Source organism: Corallococcus sp. Z5C101001 (genome assembly GCF_007352635.1).
Taxonomy (GTDB): domain Bacteria; phylum Myxococcota; class Myxococcia; order Myxococcales; family Myxococcaceae; genus Corallococcus; species Corallococcus silvisoli.
Genome location: NZ_VKLU01000001.1, coordinates 495,549 through 511,342, shown reverse-complemented (window position 1 = coordinate 511,342; position 15,794 = coordinate 495,549). Strand labels below are relative to the sequence as shown.

Below are 15,794 nucleotides of genomic sequence, written 5' to 3'. Positions count from 1 at the left end.
GAATGACCGGGACGACTAGCCGGAAATCGAGGTGACCTTCACCTCGGTGTACGGCTGACGGTGGCCACGGCGACGGGTCCAGCCTTCCTTCTCCTTCCGGAAGTGCAGAACACGGCGGTGCTTGTCCTGCGCCAGCACCTTGCCCACGACCTTCGCGCCCGCCACCGTCGGCTGGCCCACCTTCGGGCTCTCCGAGCCACCCAGCAGGAGAACCTCGGTGAACGAGACCTCGGCGCCGATGTCACCGGCGATCTTCTCGATCCGGACAACGTCGCCCTCGGCGACGCGGTACTGCTTTCCGCCCGTACGAATGACTGCGTACATCGTCGAACCCCTGTCAGCTTCGGGTTGGGTCAACCCATGGAATCCAACGCGCATTTCGGACGGCAGGCCGTCCGGCGCGCTAAAAGACGGCGGGACTTACGGGAAACCCGGGGGGGAGTCAAGGCAGTTGGCGGATCAGCCCGCCACCCGCGCCCCTATTTACTTTTGAATAGAATTCCCGGAATAAAGTCCACTGGACCGCAAGCGACGCCGCGTTAGGATGCGCGCCGTTTGCGATCCACCTGTACCTCATCCCTGAGGGGGAGTACCACCATGAAGAAGATCCTGTTCGGCCTCGCGGCCATGGCTTCGCTCACGCTCACCGCTTGCGGTGGCAACTACTGCGACGACGCCGAGAGCGCGTCGAAGGACCTGGTCAAGAAGGCCAAGGAGTGTGGCCTGGAGATCACCGACCCCGGCGAGGCCACCGACGCGGAGCGCGACGCCTGCAAGAAGAGCCTGGACAGCTGCTCGGACGCCGACAAGGACAAGCTCGACTCCTACGTTACCTGCGTGAACGACGTGAAGAGCTGTTCTGACAAGTCGTCCAGCCAGCAGCAGGCCTTCTCGGCCGCCCTCGTGGCGTGCTCGGCCCACCTGTCGGGCCTGAGCACCGCCTGCACCTTCGCGGACTGAGCGCGAACGCGGCCTCCGCCGCACTCAGGGCCCGGTTCCCTCCCCAGGGAATCGGGCTCGTTCATTGCGGGGCGCCATCAACCGCGCGCCCAGCGCCCGGTCCACCACGCGGCGGCGCTGCTGGAACTCCCATTCCAGCGGGTCCAGCTGGAGCCCCCGCTCATAGGCCTCCAGGGCCCGCTTGAGCTGGCCGTCGCGCTCCAGCGCGCTGCCGGTGAGGAAGTGCACCCGCGCGGTGCCCACCGACCGGGGATGCTCGGCCAGGTATTCGCGGCGCAGGGCATCCGCCTGGATGGCGGTGAGCCCCGCCTCCAGGCACCGCGCCACGCCCCGGGGATTGCCCAGCCGGGCGTCGTAGCGCGCCCGGCGCAGCGGCACCCCCAGGGTGTCGCCGGCGTCCCGCACGCGGATCAGCATGGCCTCCAGGCGTGCGCGCTGCCCGCGCGACAGCGACCGTTGCCGCAGCGCGGACAGGAGGGTCCACAGCTCGCGCGCCCGCTCCCGGGCGGACTCCAGCTCCACGTCCGGAGCCAGTCCCAGCACCGCGTAGTGGGTTCCCTCCCCGCCCAGCTGCTCTCGGTAGGTCCCCAGGACGCGCTCGGCCTCGGCGTCCTCCGGGAGCTCCCGGGGACCCGGCGGCGGCGAGGCCTGGGCGCCCGAAAGGTGATGCTCCACCCGGGCCTTCAGCGTGGCCGAGGGCGCGAGGAACTGGACGCCAAAGCCCGGGCGCATGCTCCAGGCATGGGCCTGCTCGGGGGAGACGTGGCGCACCACCTCGCACGTGACGACCAGCGGCCCCGTGGACAGCGGCAGCACCACCTGGACGCGGGCGAACAGGGGGGGCAGGTCCCCCGTCGCGTGGAGGAACACCCCGCCGCGCGACAGGTCGGAGCCCGTGAAGGACCGGGGCTGCGTGCCGGGCTGGAGGATCACCTGCACGGGCACCGGCAGGGTCCTGCCCCCCATGGCGCCGGGCGGACCGGGAGGGGCCAGGAGCTGCGTCCGCCGGAGGCCGCTCGGATCAGCGGTGGCGGCGGGACGGGGGCTGCCCACGGCCGCGCGCGGCGGCGGCGTGCGCCCGACCAGGGCCTGCTCCAGCGCGGTGCGCAAGGCGAGCGCGTTCGCGTAGCGATCCTCCGGGCTCTTCGCCAGCGCGCGCAACACCACCGCCTCCAGGGCGGGCGGCACCGAGGGGCAGATGGTTCGAGGAGCCGGCGGCCACCGCGTCTGGTGCGCCACGAGCTGGGCGGTGAGGCCCTCGTCGGGAAAGGGCAGCCGCCCCGTGAGCAGCTGGTAGGCGATGACGCCCACCGCGTACAGGTCCGCGCGGCCGTCCAGGCGCCGGCTCAGGGACTGCTCCGGGGCCATGTACTCCGGCGTCCCCACGATGATGCCCGCCACCGTCTCCGGCATGCTCGCGTCCACCAGCTTCGCGATGCCGAAATCGAGCACCTTCACGAACGGCATCCCCCGCCCGCGCTTCACCAGGAAGATGTTGTCCGGCTTCAGGTCGCGGTGGACGATGCCCCGCGCGTGCGCCGCATGCAGCGCGTCACACACCTGGGCCAGCATGGGCACCACCGCCCCCGCCGACAGGGGCGTCCCCACCCAGGCCGACAGCGGCGCGCCCTCCAGGAACTCCATGATGAGGTACGGCCTGGGCGCCGCGGCGTTGAGGTCGAAGATGCTGACGATGTTCTCGTGCCCGATGAGGTTCACCGCGCGGGCCTCGGCGTGGAAGCGCTGCACCAGCTCCGGGTAGCGCGTCAGGTGCTCATGCAGCACCTTCACCGCCACCCGGCTGCCAATGGACACGTGCTCGCCCAGGTAGACAGAGCCCATCCCGCCCCGGCCCACCCGGCGCACCAGCCGGAAACTGCCCATCTGCGTCCCCAGCAGCGGATCCACCTCCTCCACCATCGACGGGGCCACCGGCTCCGCCCCAGCACCGCCCACGCCGTCACCCGCCTCCCGGACGAGCGTGTCGCACGACGTCTCCTCGCCATGTCTCCGCCCGCACGCAGAACACGTGCGCTCGCTCCTCACGACCTCGGCCATACCGCCCCCCTGGCCTAATTCCCTGTCCAATCTGCACATCCGGTAAGCCCCGCATCCACTGCCGACAAGGGTGGTTGTCGCAAAGTGAGGAGGGTCCCCCGCCCCGGGGCCGGGGTGACGGTTGGGCGGCGGACTGCGACGTGTCAGGAAGGTGTCACGCGGATAGGATGCGCGCATGTCCCGCTCGGCCCGACGCATTCCCACCGTGAACCTGTCCCACTACCGCTCCGGAACTCCCGAGGAGCGGGCCCGCTTCGTCCAGGTCTTTGGCGACGCGCTCAAGGAGTTCGGCTTCGTGACCGTGGAAGGACACGGCATCGAAGACGCGCTCATCCGCCGCACGTACGCGGACGTGGAGCGCTTCTTCCAACTGCCGGAGTCCACCAAGACTCGCTACGCGGTGCCGGAGCGCCCGGGCCAGCGCGGCTTCATGGCGTTCGGCCAGGAGCACGCGAAGAACCGCAAGGTGGGGGACATGAAGGAGTTCTGGCACGTGGGCCGCGAGCTGCCCGCGGGCCACCCCTACCGCGACGACTACGGCGCCAACGTCTGGCCGGAGGAGGTGCCCACCTTCCGCGACCACACGCTGACGCTCTACCGCGAGCTGGACGACGCGGCGACGGTGATGCTCCAGGCGCTCGCTGATTATCTGGGCATCGCGCGAAACACGTTCAGCGACATGACGGTGGACGGCAACTCCGTGCTGCGGCTCATCCACTACCCGCCGCTGAAGGACCGCTTCATCCCGGGCGCGGTGCGTGCCGCGGAGCACGAGGACATCAACTTCATCACGCTCCTGTGCGAGGGCACGTCCGGCGGCCTGGAGCTGCTCACGCGCGACGGCGAGTGGATCCCCGTGGACACGCTGCGTGGGCAGATCGTCGTGGACTCGGGCGACATGCTCAGCCGCGTGATGAACGGCACCATTCCGTCCACGACGCACCGGGTGGTGAACCCGCCCAGCACGGAGCAGGACACCGTGCGCTACTCGATGCCCTTCTTCGTGCACCCGTTCTCCGACTGTGTGCTGAAGCCGCTGCCGCAGACGGAGACGCCGGACAACCCCGCGCGCCATCCGCCCATCACCGCGGACGCGTTCCTCAAGCAGCGCCTGCGCGAGCTGGGCTTCCTCAAGTAGCCGCTGCCCGGGCCATCAACTCCGGCAGGTCCACGCGGAAGTGGCGCGTCCCTTCCGCGCCGTGGAGCCAGGCGCCTCGCCCCTTGAGCCACGTGGGCCGCCACGGACGTCCCGTCTCGTCCGTGAGCACGACGCTGGCCACGGGCCCCAGGCGCTGGTGGCCCCGGTCATACAGCGTGAAGAGCTGGAGCGAGTGCGCGTCCTCGTAGCCGCCCCCGAACAGCACGTGCGTGTCGCTGACGACGATGACGTGCGCCCCTCTCACTGGCGACCGCCAGACCGTGGACGGGCGCCCCGGCCGCATGCGCACGAGCGGGAAGTCCGTGTAGCTGTAGAACCAGGTCTCCTGCTCCGACGCGACGTTGAGCGCGTAGCAGTCCACGATGCGCTCTTCCAGGCCCAGCGCCATCGACACGCCGCTCTCCTGCCGCTGCCCCATCGCATCGAAGCGCACCAGACCGTCCGCGCCGATGGGCACCCGTGAAGCGTCGCCGCCCCAACCCCGGTTGCCGAAGACGCCTTCGTCGAAGTAGCTGACCCAGACCTGCCCGTCGGCCGTCGTCTGCACGTCCGCGATACCGTCCCCCAGGGTCAGCTCCCGAAGCCACGTGCCGTCCCGCGAATAGACGTGCGCGTTGCGCTCGTGCTGCTTGTCGGAGCGGTAGCGGCACCGCGCGTTCACGAGCAGCACGTCGTCCCCGGGAAGCGGTTGGATGTAATGGAAGGCCGGTGCCCCGCGAGGCAGCGCGAACCGCTCCCAGGTGTCCCACGCGTCCGCGTAGTGGAGGACCTCCTCCTCATCCTCCGTGAGCCACCAGAGGCTGTTGTCCGGTCCCACGCCCCGGGCCTTCACCTCCCGTCCCGCGAGCGCGTCGCCCACGTCGACGAATGGGCGCACTTCGATGCCGAGGGTCCTCTGCCTGGATGTCACGGGCTCCTCCTCCGCGCTGACGGGCAGCGCCCCGACGCCGGCACTCCCGGAACCTGACGGTCCATGGCCACGAGGCTCGCTCCTTCCAAGGGCCGATGCCATCCTCCCCCACCGTGGCCACCTCCCTCGACCTGTTCGCCATCCAGCCGCGCGTCACGCTCGACGACTACGCCACGCCGGAGACGTTCGCCTCGCACCACCGGGCGCTCGCCGCTCGCGCGGACGCGCTGCGCGCCCGGGACGCTTCCGGCCGCCCGCTGAACCCCGCGCTCGCGGTGTGGCCGGAGATGGTGGGCGCCGCGCTGGGGCTGATGGGCCACCTGTCGCGCGTGCGCCGCCGCAAGACGACCCACGGCGCGATGACGCGCGTGGCGCTCGCGGAGTGGCGGGAGATGTTCCGCACGTGGCGCGCCTTTCGCCCACCGACACTGGAGGAGTGCCTCTACGCCACGGTGGCGCCCCGCGTGCACCGGGCCATGTTCGAGACCTTCTCCGGCATCGCACGCGACTTCGGGCTGTGGGTGGTGGCGGGCAGCGCGTTGCTCCCCACCAACCGCCTGGGCCCGGACACGCCCGAGTACGAACCCGCGGGCGCGCGCACCTTCAACACCAGCTACACGTTCTCACCGGAGGGGCACTGCGTGGGCGTCACGCGCAAGGTGAACCTGGTGCCCACGCAGGAGGACGTGCTGCACCTGAGCCCTGGCCGTCCGGAGGACCTTCCCGTGCTGGACACGCCCTTCGGCAGGCTGGGCACGCTCGTCTGCTACGACGGCTTCCGGGAGCCGCACACGTCGGGCGAGCCGTGGTTCGTGCCGTGCGCGCAGTACCTGGACGCGCTGGGCGTGGACGTGCTCGCGCAGCCGTCCGCCAACGCGTGGGCCTGGGACGCGCCCTGGGCGTTCAACGCGCCGGGCGAGTCGCAGCTGCGCCGTGAGCAGTGGTTCAACGAGGGCCTCTTCACGCAGCTGCGAACCCTGAAGCGCGTGCGCTACGCGGTGAACCCGCAGCTCACCGGAGGCTTCTTCGACAACACCTTCGAAGCCCCCTCCCTCATCCTGGAGAGACGGGGACCGGACGACGTGCACGTGCTCGCCCAGGCCGCGGATCCACGCGGCGAGGACGTGCTCCACGTCACCGTCCCCCGCTAGTCCCCCAGCTTCTTCTTGAGCAGCTCGTTGACGAGGCCAGGGTTGCCCTTGCCCTTCATCGCCTTCATCACCTGGCCCACGAAGAAGCCATACACGCTCTTCTTGCCGGCCTTGTACTTCTCCACCTCGCCCGCGTTCTTCGCGAGGATGTCGTCCACCACCGCCTCCACCGCGCCCACGTCGCTCACCTGCGCGAGGCCCTTCTCCGCGATGATGTCCGCTGGCGCCCGGCCGGTGCGGAACATCTCCCCGAGCACGTCCTTCGCCGCGTTCGCGGACACCGTGCCCTTCTCCACCGTGGCCAGCAGCTCCCCCAACTGCGCCGGCGTGAAGCGCAGCGCGGACAGCGGCGTGCCCTCTTCCTTGAGCAGGCGGCTCAGCTCGCCCAGGAACCAGTTGGAGAGCTTCTTCGCGTCCGACACGTGCGCGGCGCAGGCCTCGAAGAAGTCGGCCAGCGGGCGCTCGGCGGTGAGGATGCGCGCGTCGTAGGCCGGCAGCCCGTACTCGCTGATGAACCGCGTGCGCTTGGCGCGCGGCAGCTCCGGCAGGGACTGACGCTGCGAATCCCGCAGCGCGTCCGACACGCGCAGCGGCGGCAGGTCCGGCTCCGGGAAGTAGCGGTAGTCGTGCGCGTCCTCCTTGGAGCGCATCGACCGGGTGACGCCCTTGTTCACGTCCCAGAGGCGCGTCTCCTGCTGCACCTTGCCGCCGGACTCGAGGACGTCCACCTGCCGCGCCGCCTCGTACTCGATGGCCTGCTTGAGGAAGCGGAACGAGTTGAGGTTCTTCAGCTCGCAGCGCTGCCCGTAGGTGGTGGAGCCCTTCGGCATCACCGACACGTTGGCGTCGCAGCGGAAGCTGCCCTCCTCCAGGTTGCCGTCGTTGACGCCCAGGTACACCAGCACGTCGCGCAGCGCCTTGAGGTACTCCACCGCCTCGTCCGCGTCGCGCAGGTCCGGCTCGCTGACGATCTCCATCAGCGGCACGCCCGCGCGGTTCAGGTCCACCAGGCTCTGGCCCGCGGACGCGGACGCGTCGTGCACGCTCTTGCCCGCGTCCTCCTCCAGGTGGATGCGCCGCACGCGCACCGTCTTCTCCCCGGAGGGCGTGTCGATGACCAGCTCGCCCCACTCGCAGATGGGCTGGTCGTACTGGGTGATCTGGTAGCCCTTGGGCAGGTCCGGGTAGAAGTAGTTCTTCCGGCTCCACACGCTCGTCGGCTTCACCGAGCACCCGAGCGCCAGCCCCGCGCGCACCGCGTACTCCACCACGCGCTGGTTGAGCACCGGCAGCACGCCGGGCATGCCCAGGCACACCGGGCAGGTGTGGTGGTTGGGTTCGGCGCCGAACGCGGTGGAGCAGCCGCAGAAGATCTTCGACTGCGTGAGCAGCTGCGCGTGGACCTCGAGCCCGATGACCGTCTGGAAATCACTCAGGGGCATGGCGATGTCACCCTTGCCTCGCGCCCGCTAGACGGGGACGGCGCGGCGGAAGAAGTCATGCTCGCGCTCGAAGGCGCGGGCGATGCGGAGCAGGCGGGCCTCGTCGAACGGGCGCCCCAGGAGCTGCATCCCCACCGGCAGCCCGCCCTGCGTGAAGCCGCACGGCACGGACAGGCCGGGCAGGCCCGCCAGGTTGCATGGCAGCGTGTAGACGTCCATCAGGTACATGGACAGCGGGTCGCCCACCTTGTCGCCCAACTTGAACGCGGGCACCGGGGACGTGGGCGACACGATGGCGTCCACCTGTCCGAAGGCCCGCGTGAAGTCCTCGCGGATGAGCGTGCGGACCTTCTGCGCGCGCAGGTAGTAGGCGTCGTAGTAGCCGGCGGACAGCGCGTAGGTGCCCAGCATGATGCGCAGCTTCACCTCCGCGCCAAAGCCCTGCCCCCGCGTCTGCGTGTACAGCTCCTTGAGCCCCCGCGCGTCCTTCGCCCGCTGCCCGTAGCGGATGCCGTCGTAGCGGGCCAGGTTGCTGGAGGCCTCCGAGGAGGCCAGCAGGTAGTACGTGGCCAGCGCGTACTTCGTGTGCGGCAGGGAGATGTCCACCAGCGTCGCGCCCAGCTTCTCCAGCTCCTCCAGCGACGCGCGCAGCGTGCCCGCCACCTCCGGGTCCATGCCGTCGGAGAAGTACTCGCGCGGCACGCCCAGCCTGAGGCCGCGCACCCCGTCCTCCAGGCCCGTGAGGCAGTCCGGCGTCTCCACGTCCGCGGAGGTGGAGTCCAGCGGATCATGCCGCGCGATGAGCTGGAAGAGCGCCGCGGTGTCCCCCACCGTGCGCGCCATGGGGCCGGGCTGATCCAACGACGAGGCGTAGGCGATGACGCCGTAGCGCGACACCCGGCCATAGGTGGGCTTGAGCCCCACGGTGTTGGTGAACCCCGCGGGCTGGCGGATGGAGCCGCCGGTGTCCGTGCCCAGCGCGCCGAACACCTCGCGCGCCGCCACCGCCGCGGCGGACCCTCCGGAGGACCCTCCCGGCGTGCGCGTCAGGTCCCAGGGGTTGTGCGTAGGAAAGTAGGCGCTCGACTCGTTGGACGAGCCCATCGCGAACTCGTCCATGTTCAGCTTGCCCAGCAGCGGCAGCCCCGCCTCCTTCAACAGGCGCACCACGGTGGCGTCGTAGGGCGGGACGAAGCCCTCCAGCAGGCGCGAGCCACAGGTGGTCTCCAGGCCCTCCGTGAGGAAGATGTCCTTGAGCCCCACGGGCACGCCGTCGAGCGCGCTCAGCGGGCTGCCCGCCTGACGGCGCGCGTCGCTGGCCTCGGCGGCCTTGAGCGCCCCGGCCTCGTCCACGCGCAGGAAGGCGCGCACCTTCGGATCGACCTGGGCGATGCGCGCGAGGCTGGCGCGGGTGGCCTCCACGGAGGACACCTCACGGGCGGCCAGCTTCGCCCCGAGCTCCAGCATCGACAGGTCGGTGAGCGTCGACGACATGGCGGGCTACTCCAGGATCTTCGGGACGGCGAAGGCGCTGCCCACCTTCGCGGGCGCGTTGGCGAGCCCGGCTTCCGGGGGCAGCGACGGCCGCAGCACGTCCTCGCGCAGCAGCGAGGACGCGAGCGTCGCGTGGGAGGTGGGCTCCACCTGGCTCACATCGAGCGCTTCCAGCTCCGCCACCGCGTCCAGGACCCGGGACAGCTGGGTGGCGTAGCGCTCCTCCTCTTGCGGCGTCAGCGACAGCCGCGCCAGGGTGGCCACGTGCCGGACCTGCTCGAGCGTGAGGGCCATGGGGAAGCCTCCTCCCAAAAAGGGCGGGACTACGAACGCTTGAACAGGTTGAGGATGGCGCCCATCACCTTGCCGCCGCCATCGTGGCCGTGGTTCTTCACGATCTGCTCCAGCTCGCCCGCGTCCAGCCAGACGCCGTGGCAGTTGAAGCAGCTCTCCAGCTCCACGTTGCCCTGCTTGAGCGTCTGCAGGTCCATGCCGCACTTGGGGCACTTCATGTAGTGCAGCTGCTTGAGCGCCTCGCGCTGCTGGGCCGCCGTCTCCTGGGCCTGCTGGAGGGCGAGCTTGCGCTTCACTTCGATCTCCTCACGCGCGAAGTAGTCGTCTTCGTTGTGGGAGGGCTTGTCAGGGTGCAGGTCGGACATGGTCTTGGGTTCTCCTTGGCGGCAGGCACCATAACCCTGTCGCCAGGGGGGTGCGCCCGAAATGTAGGCCCTGTCCCGCCCTCTCGGATGCCTGCCGGAAAATTGACCCCGCCTCCTCCCTCCCTATTCTCGCCGGGCGGATTGCTACAGCTCGCTACGCGGCTGGAATCGGGCAGAGGGAACCAGGGGTCCATGACAGCGGCCAAGAAGGGTGGTCGGGCGGAGAAGACAGTCCTGTCCCGACAGGAGATCGCGAGCCGCCGCAAGGCACTCGCGAACAAGAAGATGAAGGCGCCGGGCGCGGCCAGTCCGGCCAAGCGGGCGCTCGTGGGCGTCTTCATCCTGGCCGCCTCGCTGCTGGCCTTGCTGGCGGTCGCCACGTTCGACGCGCACGACCGGGTCGGGCCCGGCTTCCACAACGCGGTGGGCCCCATGGGGCACCTCATCGCGGAGACCCTGCGCGGCGCGCTGGGCGTGTGCGCGTACCTCATCCCCGTGGGCGGCATCTACACCGCCGTGGTGCTCTTCGTGGGCAACCGCGAGCGCCGCCGCCTGCCGCAGGTCATCTCCCTGGCGCTGCTCACGTGCAGCGTGTCCGTGCTCGCGCAGCTCATGTTCGCCAAGGACCGGGGCTGGGCCCACCCGCCCGGCGGCGCCCTGGGCGCGGGCCTGGGCGGCCTGATGGAGGGGATGTTCTCCACCGTCGGCACCATCATCCTCGTCACCGCCATCAGCGCGGCGGCGCTCATCGTGGGCACGCAGTACACGTTCTTCAAGCTGTGCTCGCTGGTGTGGGCCGGCCTCACCGTGCTGGGCCGCCGCCTCTCCGAGGCCGCGCACGTCTTCTGGGAGCAGCAGAAGGTCAACTACGCGGCCCGCCAGGAGCGGCTCGCGCAGGAGAAGGAAGAGGAGGCCGCGTTCCTCGCGGAGCTGGAGGCCGAGGAGGAGGAGCTCTCCGAGGCCGAGCGGCTGGCCGAGGAAGCCGAAGCCGCCGAGGCGGAGAGCCTGGCCGAGGAGGCCGTCCGCCTGGCCCGGCAGAACGAGAAGGAGCAGGCCGCCAACGCGAAGAAGGCGCTCAAGGAGCAGCGCGAGCGCGAGAAGCTGGAGAAGAAGACCGCCCGCGACGAGCTGCCGGAAGAGGACGACGCGCCGGAAGAGCAGCCCTCCCTGCCCCCGGAGCGCGCCGAGCGCCGCTCGCCGGGCGCGGATCCCGCCTGGGCCGCGTCCTTCCTCGCGCCCCAGCCGCAGCTGCCCGCGAACGCGGAGGCCGCCGAGCCGCCGCGCCGTCCGCGCAAGACCCCGCAGATCGTCACCCCGCCCTCCGCCCCGTCCACCCCGCCCGTGCCCGCCGCGGCGCTCGCGCCCCCGGTGGCCGAGCCCGTCCAGAAGCCCGTGGTGGCGGAGAAGCCCTCGGCCGCCGCGCCGGGCAATGCCCTCATCCCCGCGCCCCCCGCCGCGCTGGCGCGCATGCCGCTCATCGTGGAGCCCAAGGCGCCGCCCAAGCCCACCGCCGTGAAGCGGCCGCAGGACCAGTTCGAGTTCGTGGGGGACCGCAAGAGCTTCTCGCTGCCGCCCCTGGACGTGCTGGAGGCGGACAAGAAGGAGCGCTCCGCGCTGGACAAGGACGCCTTCCTCGTCACGGCGGAGAAGCTGCGCGCGAAGCTCGCGGACTTCGGCATCGTGGGCGAGGTGGTGGAGATCCGCCCCGGCCCCGTCGTCACCATGTACGAGTTCCTGCCCGGGCCCGGCATCAAGGTCAGCAAGATCGCCGCGCTCCAGGACGACCTGGCCATGGCGATGGAGGCCATGCGCGTGCGCATCGTCGCCCCCATCCCCGGCAAGGGCGTGGTGGGCATCGAGGTCCCCAACCGCGACCGCGAGACGGTGTTCCTCAAGGAGATCGCCGAACAGGACACGTTCCAGAAGAGCAGCAGCAAGCTCACCATGTGCGTGGGCAAGGACATCGAAGGCATGCCGTACGTCTTCGACCTGGTGAAGGCCCCCCACCTGCTCATCGCGGGCACCACCGGCTCCGGCAAGTCCGTGGCGGTGAACTCGATGATCATGAGCATCCTCCTCAAGGCCACGCCCGAGGAGGTCCGCTTCATCATGGTGGACCCGAAGATGCTGGAGCTCTCCGTGTACGAGGGCATCCCGCACCTGCTGCTCCCCGTCGTCACCGACCCCAAGAAGGCCGCGCTCGCGCTGCGCTGGGCGGTGGAGGAGATGGAGCGCCGCTACCAGATGCTGTCCGAGGCGGGCGTGCGCAACATCGCCGGCTTCAACAAGCTGGTGGAGACCCAGGCGTCGGAGGAGAAGCCCGCCGCCGCGCCCGCCGCGAAGAAGAAGGCGAAGCCCAAGAAGATGTTCGTCGTGGACGTGGAAGGCAGCACGGCGCAGGCCTCCGCTTCCGCCAGCGACGGCCTGGGCGTGGCCGCACCGCGCGAGGATGACGAGGACCTGCGCGAAGCCATCGTCTCCGACGCCGCCTCCGGCCTGGACGCCGACGGCGAGGTGGACGCGGAGTTCGAGGAGGATGACGCCGACGGGGCCCCGCAGGCCGAGGCGGCGCCCGCCGACAAGAAGGAGCTCAAGAAGCTGCCCTACATCGTGGTCATCATCGACGAGCTCGCGGACCTGATGATGGTCGCCAGCCGCGAGGTGGAGACGTACGTGGCGCGCCTCGCGCAGATGGCGCGCGCGGCGGGCATCCACCTGATGGTCGCGACGCAGCGTCCGTCCACGGACGTCGTCACCGGCATCATCAAGGCCAACTTCCCCACGCGCATCAGCTTCATGCTGCGCTCGAAGCCGGACTCGATGACGATCCTCGGCACGGTGGGCGCGGAGGCCCTGCTGGGCATGGGCGACATGCTCATCATGCCCCCGACGAGCGCCCACCTGCAGCGCGTGCACGGCGCCTACGTCTCCGAGCACGAAATCAAGAAGGCGGTGGACCACCTCAAGGCCCAGGGCAAGCCCGTCTTCGACGAGTCCATCCTCAAGCCGCGCGACGAGGACGTGGAGGGCGGGGGCGAGGAGGACGAGCTGTCCGACGAGCTCTACGACCAGGCGCTCGCGGCGGTCAGCGAGATGCGCTCCGTCTCCATCTCCATGCTCCAGCGCAAGATGCGCATCGGCTACAACCGCGCGGCGCGCATGATTGAGCGCATGGAGCGCGACGGCGTGGTGGGCCCCGCGGACGGCGCCAAGCCCCGCGAGGTGCTGCTGCGCGGCCTGGGCGACATGCCCGGCGCCGGGGCGATGTAGCCCGTCAGGGCGAAGCCGGGGAACGGGCACCCGTCCCCGGAGGTTTTCCCCTCGGGGGCGTTCCGGAGCAGCTCCGGGCGCCCCCGCTCTCCTTCCCGGGCCCCCCGAATGATTGTCGCCATCTCCCGCTTCCGGACGTCGCCCCAGGACGCGGAGGGCTGGGTCCACCGCCTCCAGGAGCGCTCGCGGCGCGTGGACGGCTACCCGGGCTTCCTGGGCCTGGAGGTGCTGCGCTCGTTCGAGCCCTCGCCTGAAATCCTGCTCGTCACCCGCTGGAGGGACCGCGAGGCCATGAAGGCCTATTTCCAGTCGGAGGACTTCCAGCGGGCGAAGGGGGCCAGCGCGTCCCAGGAGGGCGCCACCTTCACGTTGTACGAGGTCGTGGGCACCTGAAGGCCGTGTTGCCAGTTCCCAATCGCCCCGGGGTCGTCTAAGGGCGGTGCACCATGGCTGAACGTCTTGCCCTATTCGCCACCGCCGCTCGCGGCACCGAGGACCTGCTGGCCGAGGAGCTGAAGGAGCTCGGCGCGAAGCGCATCCGCCAGGACCGGGGCGGCGTGCGCTTCATGGCCGCGCTCGACGAGGCCCTCAACGTCTGCCTCTGGTCCCGCATCGCCATGCGCGTCCTCTACCCGCTGGGCGAGTTCGACGCCCCCGGCGCCCAGGGCCTCTACGACGCCGTCGCCAGCGTGCCGTGGGAGGAGCACCTCACGACGAACGTGACGTTCGCGGTGGACGCGAACCTGAAGGACACCGAGCACGCGCACTCGGGCTTCGTGGCGCTGAAGGTGAAGGACGCCATCGTGGACCGCCTGCGCGGCAAGCTGGGCTCGCGGCCGGACGTGGACACGCGCAACCCGGACGTGTCCGTGGTGGCGCACCTGGTGAAGGAGAAGCTGTCCCTCTCCCTGGACCTGTGCGGTGAGCCGCTGCACCGGCGCGGCTACCGCGTGCGCCCCACCCCCGCGCCCCTGAAGGAGAACCTGGCGGCGGCCCTGCTGCGCGCGGCGGGCTACACCGGCACGGAGGCCCTGGTGGATCCGATGTGCGGCTCGGGCACGCTCGTCATCGAGGGCGGCCTCATCGCGCGCAAGCGCGCCCCGGGCATCAACCGGAGCTTCGCGGTGGAGCGCTGGCCGCACCTGGGCCTCCGCGCGAAGGAGCTGCTCGCGGACCTGCGCGCGGACGCGCGGCGCAACGAGCGCAAGGTGGAGGTCCCCATCCTCGGCTTCGACAAGAGCGACGAGGCCCTGGAGGCCGCGGACCGCAACGTGAAGGCGGCGCGGCTGGGCGAGGAGATCACCCTCGCGGAAGGGGACGCGACGAAGCTGCCGCCCCTGCCGGACGGGGGCGGGCTCATCCTCACCAACCCGCCCTACGGCGACCGGCTCGGCTCCGGCGGCCAGAAGGGCATGAAGACCTTCTACTTCAAGCTGGGTGACTCGCTGCGCGCGCTGCCGGGCTGGCGCGTGTGGGTGCTGTCCGGCAACCCCGCCTTCGAGAGCGCCTTCCACGCGCGCCCCATGGCCCGGCGCGACGTGTGGAATGGCCCCATCCCGTGCACGCTCCTGGGCTACCGCGCCCCGCCCCTGCCCCCCGGCTCAAAGCCGGTGCTCGGTGCGCCGGGCGAGTCGCTGGAGGTTGCTCCGGTGCGTCCAGAGCATCAGGACGAATAGGCCCGCGGTGAGCAGCACGTACTCGCGGGCGTGCGCGGTGAGGAACGCGGTCACGATGGCGACGACCGCGGCGGACAGCGAGCCCACGGAGCTCACCCGCCACCGCGCCACCACCAGGCCGTAGATGATGGCTCCGGCGAGCGCCGCCTCGGGCACCAGCACGACCAGCACGCCCAGCGCGGAGGCCACGCCCTTGCCGCCCTGGAGCTTGAGCCACACCGGGTACACGTGGCCCAGCACCGCGGCCAGCCCCACCAGCACATGCGCCCGCGCATCCCCGGGCATCCAGTACACGGCGAGCGCCACGGGCAGCACGGCCTTGAGCGCGTCCAGCAGCAGCACCACCGCGCCCAGCTTCTTGCCGGCGACGCGCGTGACGTTGGTCGCGCCGATGTTGCCGCTGCCGCTGGCGCGCACGTCCACCCCGCGCACCCACCGCGTCAGCAGCACGCCAAAGGGGACGGAGCCGCAGAGGTAGCCCAGCAGGAGGAAGGCGGAGAGCACGGAGGAGAAGGGAGCGCGGTCCTACGACAGCAGGTGCGGGAAACGGGTGTGCACCACGACGTAGGCGTAATTGGCGAGCAACACCAGCGGGAACGCGATGCGCACCCACCGCCACTCGCGCTCTTCCAGCGTCACCTCCGGAATGGGCAGCGCGAAGAGGAAGTGCAGCACCGTCGCCACGGCGGCCAGCGCGAACAACAGCGCGCACACGGTGCCCAGGGGATTGGCCTCCCAGGCGCCCGGGATGTTGAAGTGCGCGACGCGGTCCGCCACCCGGGTGAGCCCACAGCCCAGGCAGGGCCAGCCTGTATGCTGGCGCAGCACACAGCCCCAGAACGGGATGAGCCGGGCCACGGGGATGTAGCGCCCCACCAGGAGTCCCCCGAGCCCTACGAGCCCGAGCCATTCGAATGTACCCAACCGGCGGTTGGGAGCGGGGATGGTGACCTTCATGCGCACCTCGCGCCGAGTGTGCGGGACAAGCCGGAAGGATGGAAGGGGTGCCTTGCCC

At 70.7% G+C, this 15,794-nt stretch carries 15 protein-coding genes; 6 read left to right on the top strand and 9 right to left on the bottom strand.

Annotated features, from left to right (window positions below):
* Positions 1-15: 15 nt before the first annotated feature.
* Entirely contained in the window at positions 16-324 is a 309-nt protein-coding gene (gene rplU / locus FOF48_RS02100) for a 50S ribosomal protein L21 (protein WP_014394222.1), read from the bottom strand.
* Positions 325-597: 273 nt separating this feature from the next.
* Here rplU and FOF48_RS02095 point away from each other — a divergent pair, with 273 nt between their 5' ends.
* A complete protein-coding gene (locus FOF48_RS02095; RefSeq protein WP_143898205.1) occupies positions 598-960 on the top strand; it encodes a hypothetical protein in 363 nt (120 codons plus the stop codon).
* 24 nt (positions 961-984) lie between these two features.
* Here FOF48_RS02095 and FOF48_RS02090 read toward each other — a convergent pair whose 3' ends face one another.
* Positions 985-3,018, bottom strand: coding sequence for a serine/threonine-protein kinase (locus FOF48_RS02090; protein ID WP_143898203.1), 2,034 nt, complete (start codon positions 3,016-3,018; stop codon positions 985-987).
* 175 nt (positions 3,019-3,193) lie between these two features.
* On the opposite strand from FOF48_RS02090, the gene FOF48_RS02085 reads away from it, so the two are divergent.
* Positions 3,194-4,156, top strand: a complete 963-nt coding sequence (locus FOF48_RS02085; RefSeq protein WP_143898201.1) for an isopenicillin N synthase family oxygenase — start codon at positions 3,194-3,196, stop codon at positions 4,154-4,156.
* On the opposite strand, the gene FOF48_RS02080 is transcribed toward FOF48_RS02085, so the two are convergent.
* Positions 4,149-5,087 (bottom strand): hypothetical protein, encoded by a 939-nt coding sequence (locus tag FOF48_RS02080; protein WP_143898199.1) that lies wholly within the window; start codon positions 5,085-5,087, stop codon positions 4,149-4,151. The genes FOF48_RS02085 and FOF48_RS02080 overlap by 8 nt on opposite strands.
* Positions 5,088-5,182: 95 nt before the next feature.
* Between FOF48_RS02080 and FOF48_RS02075 the strand changes: the two genes are divergently transcribed.
* Complete coding sequence (locus FOF48_RS02075) at positions 5,183-6,238, top strand: carbon-nitrogen hydrolase family protein (protein WP_143898197.1); 1,056 nt, start codon at positions 5,183-5,185, stop codon at positions 6,236-6,238.
* Here the strand turns inward: FOF48_RS02075 and gatB are convergent.
* The 4 genes from gatB to FOF48_RS02055 are packed head-to-tail and all read right to left on the bottom strand — an operon-like array spanning position 6,235 to position 9,833.
* Positions 6,235-7,680: an Asp-tRNA(Asn)/Glu-tRNA(Gln) amidotransferase subunit GatB gene (gatB, locus tag FOF48_RS02070; protein WP_143898195.1), complete on the bottom strand. Its 1,446-nt coding sequence runs from the start codon at positions 7,678-7,680 to the stop codon at positions 6,235-6,237. The genes FOF48_RS02075 and gatB overlap by 4 nt on opposite strands.
* Before the next feature lie 27 nt (positions 7,681-7,707).
* Positions 7,708-9,174: an Asp-tRNA(Asn)/Glu-tRNA(Gln) amidotransferase subunit GatA gene (gene gatA / locus FOF48_RS02065; protein WP_143898193.1), complete on the bottom strand. Its 1,467-nt coding sequence runs from the start codon at positions 9,172-9,174 to the stop codon at positions 7,708-7,710.
* Between the two features lie 6 nt (positions 9,175-9,180).
* Positions 9,181-9,468, bottom strand: a complete 288-nt coding sequence (gene gatC, locus FOF48_RS02060) for an Asp-tRNA(Asn)/Glu-tRNA(Gln) amidotransferase subunit GatC (protein ID WP_143898191.1) — start codon at positions 9,466-9,468, stop codon at positions 9,181-9,183.
* Between the two features lie 29 nt (positions 9,469-9,497).
* Positions 9,498-9,833, bottom strand: coding sequence for a zf-TFIIB domain-containing protein (locus FOF48_RS02055; protein ID WP_143898189.1), 336 nt, complete (start codon positions 9,831-9,833; stop codon positions 9,498-9,500).
* 192 nt (positions 9,834-10,025) lie between these two features.
* Between FOF48_RS02055 and FOF48_RS02050 the strand changes: the two genes are divergently transcribed.
* The 3 genes from FOF48_RS02050 to FOF48_RS02040 all read left to right on the top strand — a co-directional run bounded on the left by FOF48_RS02050 (position 10,026) and on the right by FOF48_RS02040 (position 14,779).
* Complete coding sequence (locus FOF48_RS02050) at positions 10,026-13,103, top strand: DNA translocase FtsK 4TM domain-containing protein (RefSeq protein ID WP_143898187.1); 3,078 nt, start codon at positions 10,026-10,028, stop codon at positions 13,101-13,103.
* Between the two features lie 108 nt (positions 13,104-13,211).
* Entirely contained in the window at positions 13,212-13,496 is a 285-nt protein-coding gene (locus FOF48_RS02045) for an antibiotic biosynthesis monooxygenase (RefSeq protein WP_143898186.1), read from the top strand.
* Positions 13,497-13,549: 53 nt separating this feature from the next.
* Positions 13,550-14,779 carry a class I SAM-dependent RNA methyltransferase gene (locus tag FOF48_RS02040; RefSeq protein ID WP_143898184.1) on the top strand — a complete coding sequence of 410 codons (1,230 nt, stop codon included), beginning with the start codon at positions 13,550-13,552 and terminating at the stop codon, positions 14,777-14,779.
* On the opposite strand, the gene plsY is transcribed toward FOF48_RS02040, so the two are convergent.
* Both plsY and FOF48_RS02030 read right to left on the bottom strand, forming a co-directional pair.
* On the bottom strand, positions 14,705-15,283 hold the full coding sequence (gene plsY, locus FOF48_RS02035) for a glycerol-3-phosphate 1-O-acyltransferase PlsY (RefSeq protein ID WP_143898182.1): 579 nt from the start codon (positions 15,281-15,283) through the stop codon (positions 14,705-14,707). The two genes, FOF48_RS02040 and plsY, sit on opposite strands and share 75 nt — an antisense overlap.
* Before the next feature lie 21 nt (positions 15,284-15,304).
* The gene (locus FOF48_RS02030) at positions 15,305-15,736 is read right to left on the bottom strand and encodes a DUF2752 domain-containing protein (RefSeq protein ID WP_143898180.1); all 432 of its coding nucleotides are present in this window, start codon (positions 15,734-15,736) and stop codon (positions 15,305-15,307) included.
* Positions 15,737-15,794: the final 58 nt, after the last annotated feature.

What these genes read in the sequence shown, in the direction of transcription:
- rplU (WP_014394222.1), bottom strand. Translation starts at nt 324, where the DNA reads ATGTACGCAGTCATTCGTACGGGCGGAAAGCAGTACCGCGTCGCCGAG.
- FOF48_RS02090 (WP_143898203.1), bottom strand. Translation starts at nt 3,018, where the DNA reads ATGGCCGAGGTCGTGAGGAGCGAGCGCACGTGTTCTGCGTGCGGGCGG.
- gatC (WP_143898191.1), bottom strand. Translation starts at nt 9,468, where the DNA reads ATGGCCCTCACGCTCGAGCAGGTCCGGCACGTGGCCACCCTGGCGCGG.
- gatA (WP_143898193.1), bottom strand. Translation starts at nt 9,174, where the DNA reads ATGTCGTCGACGCTCACCGACCTGTCGATGCTGGAGCTCGGGGCGAAG.
- FOF48_RS02055 (WP_143898189.1), bottom strand. Translation starts at nt 9,833, where the DNA reads ATGTCCGACCTGCACCCTGACAAGCCCTCCCACAACGAAGACGACTAC.
- FOF48_RS02075 (WP_143898197.1), top strand. Translation starts at nt 5,183, where the DNA reads ATGCCATCCTCCCCCACCGTGGCCACCTCCCTCGACCTGTTCGCCATC.
- gatB (WP_143898195.1), bottom strand. Translation starts at nt 7,680, where the DNA reads ATGCCCCTGAGTGATTTCCAGACGGTCATCGGGCTCGAGGTCCACGCG.
- FOF48_RS02030 (WP_143898180.1), bottom strand. Translation starts at nt 15,736, where the DNA reads ATGAAGGTCACCATCCCCGCTCCCAACCGCCGGTTGGGTACATTCGAA.
- FOF48_RS02040 (WP_143898184.1), top strand. Translation starts at nt 13,550, where the DNA reads ATGGCTGAACGTCTTGCCCTATTCGCCACCGCCGCTCGCGGCACCGAG.
- FOF48_RS02095 (WP_143898205.1), top strand. Translation starts at nt 598, where the DNA reads ATGAAGAAGATCCTGTTCGGCCTCGCGGCCATGGCTTCGCTCACGCTC.
- FOF48_RS02050 (WP_143898187.1), top strand. Translation starts at nt 10,026, where the DNA reads ATGACAGCGGCCAAGAAGGGTGGTCGGGCGGAGAAGACAGTCCTGTCC.
- FOF48_RS02045 (WP_143898186.1), top strand. Translation starts at nt 13,212, where the DNA reads ATGATTGTCGCCATCTCCCGCTTCCGGACGTCGCCCCAGGACGCGGAG.
- FOF48_RS02085 (WP_143898201.1), top strand. Translation starts at nt 3,194, where the DNA reads ATGTCCCGCTCGGCCCGACGCATTCCCACCGTGAACCTGTCCCACTAC.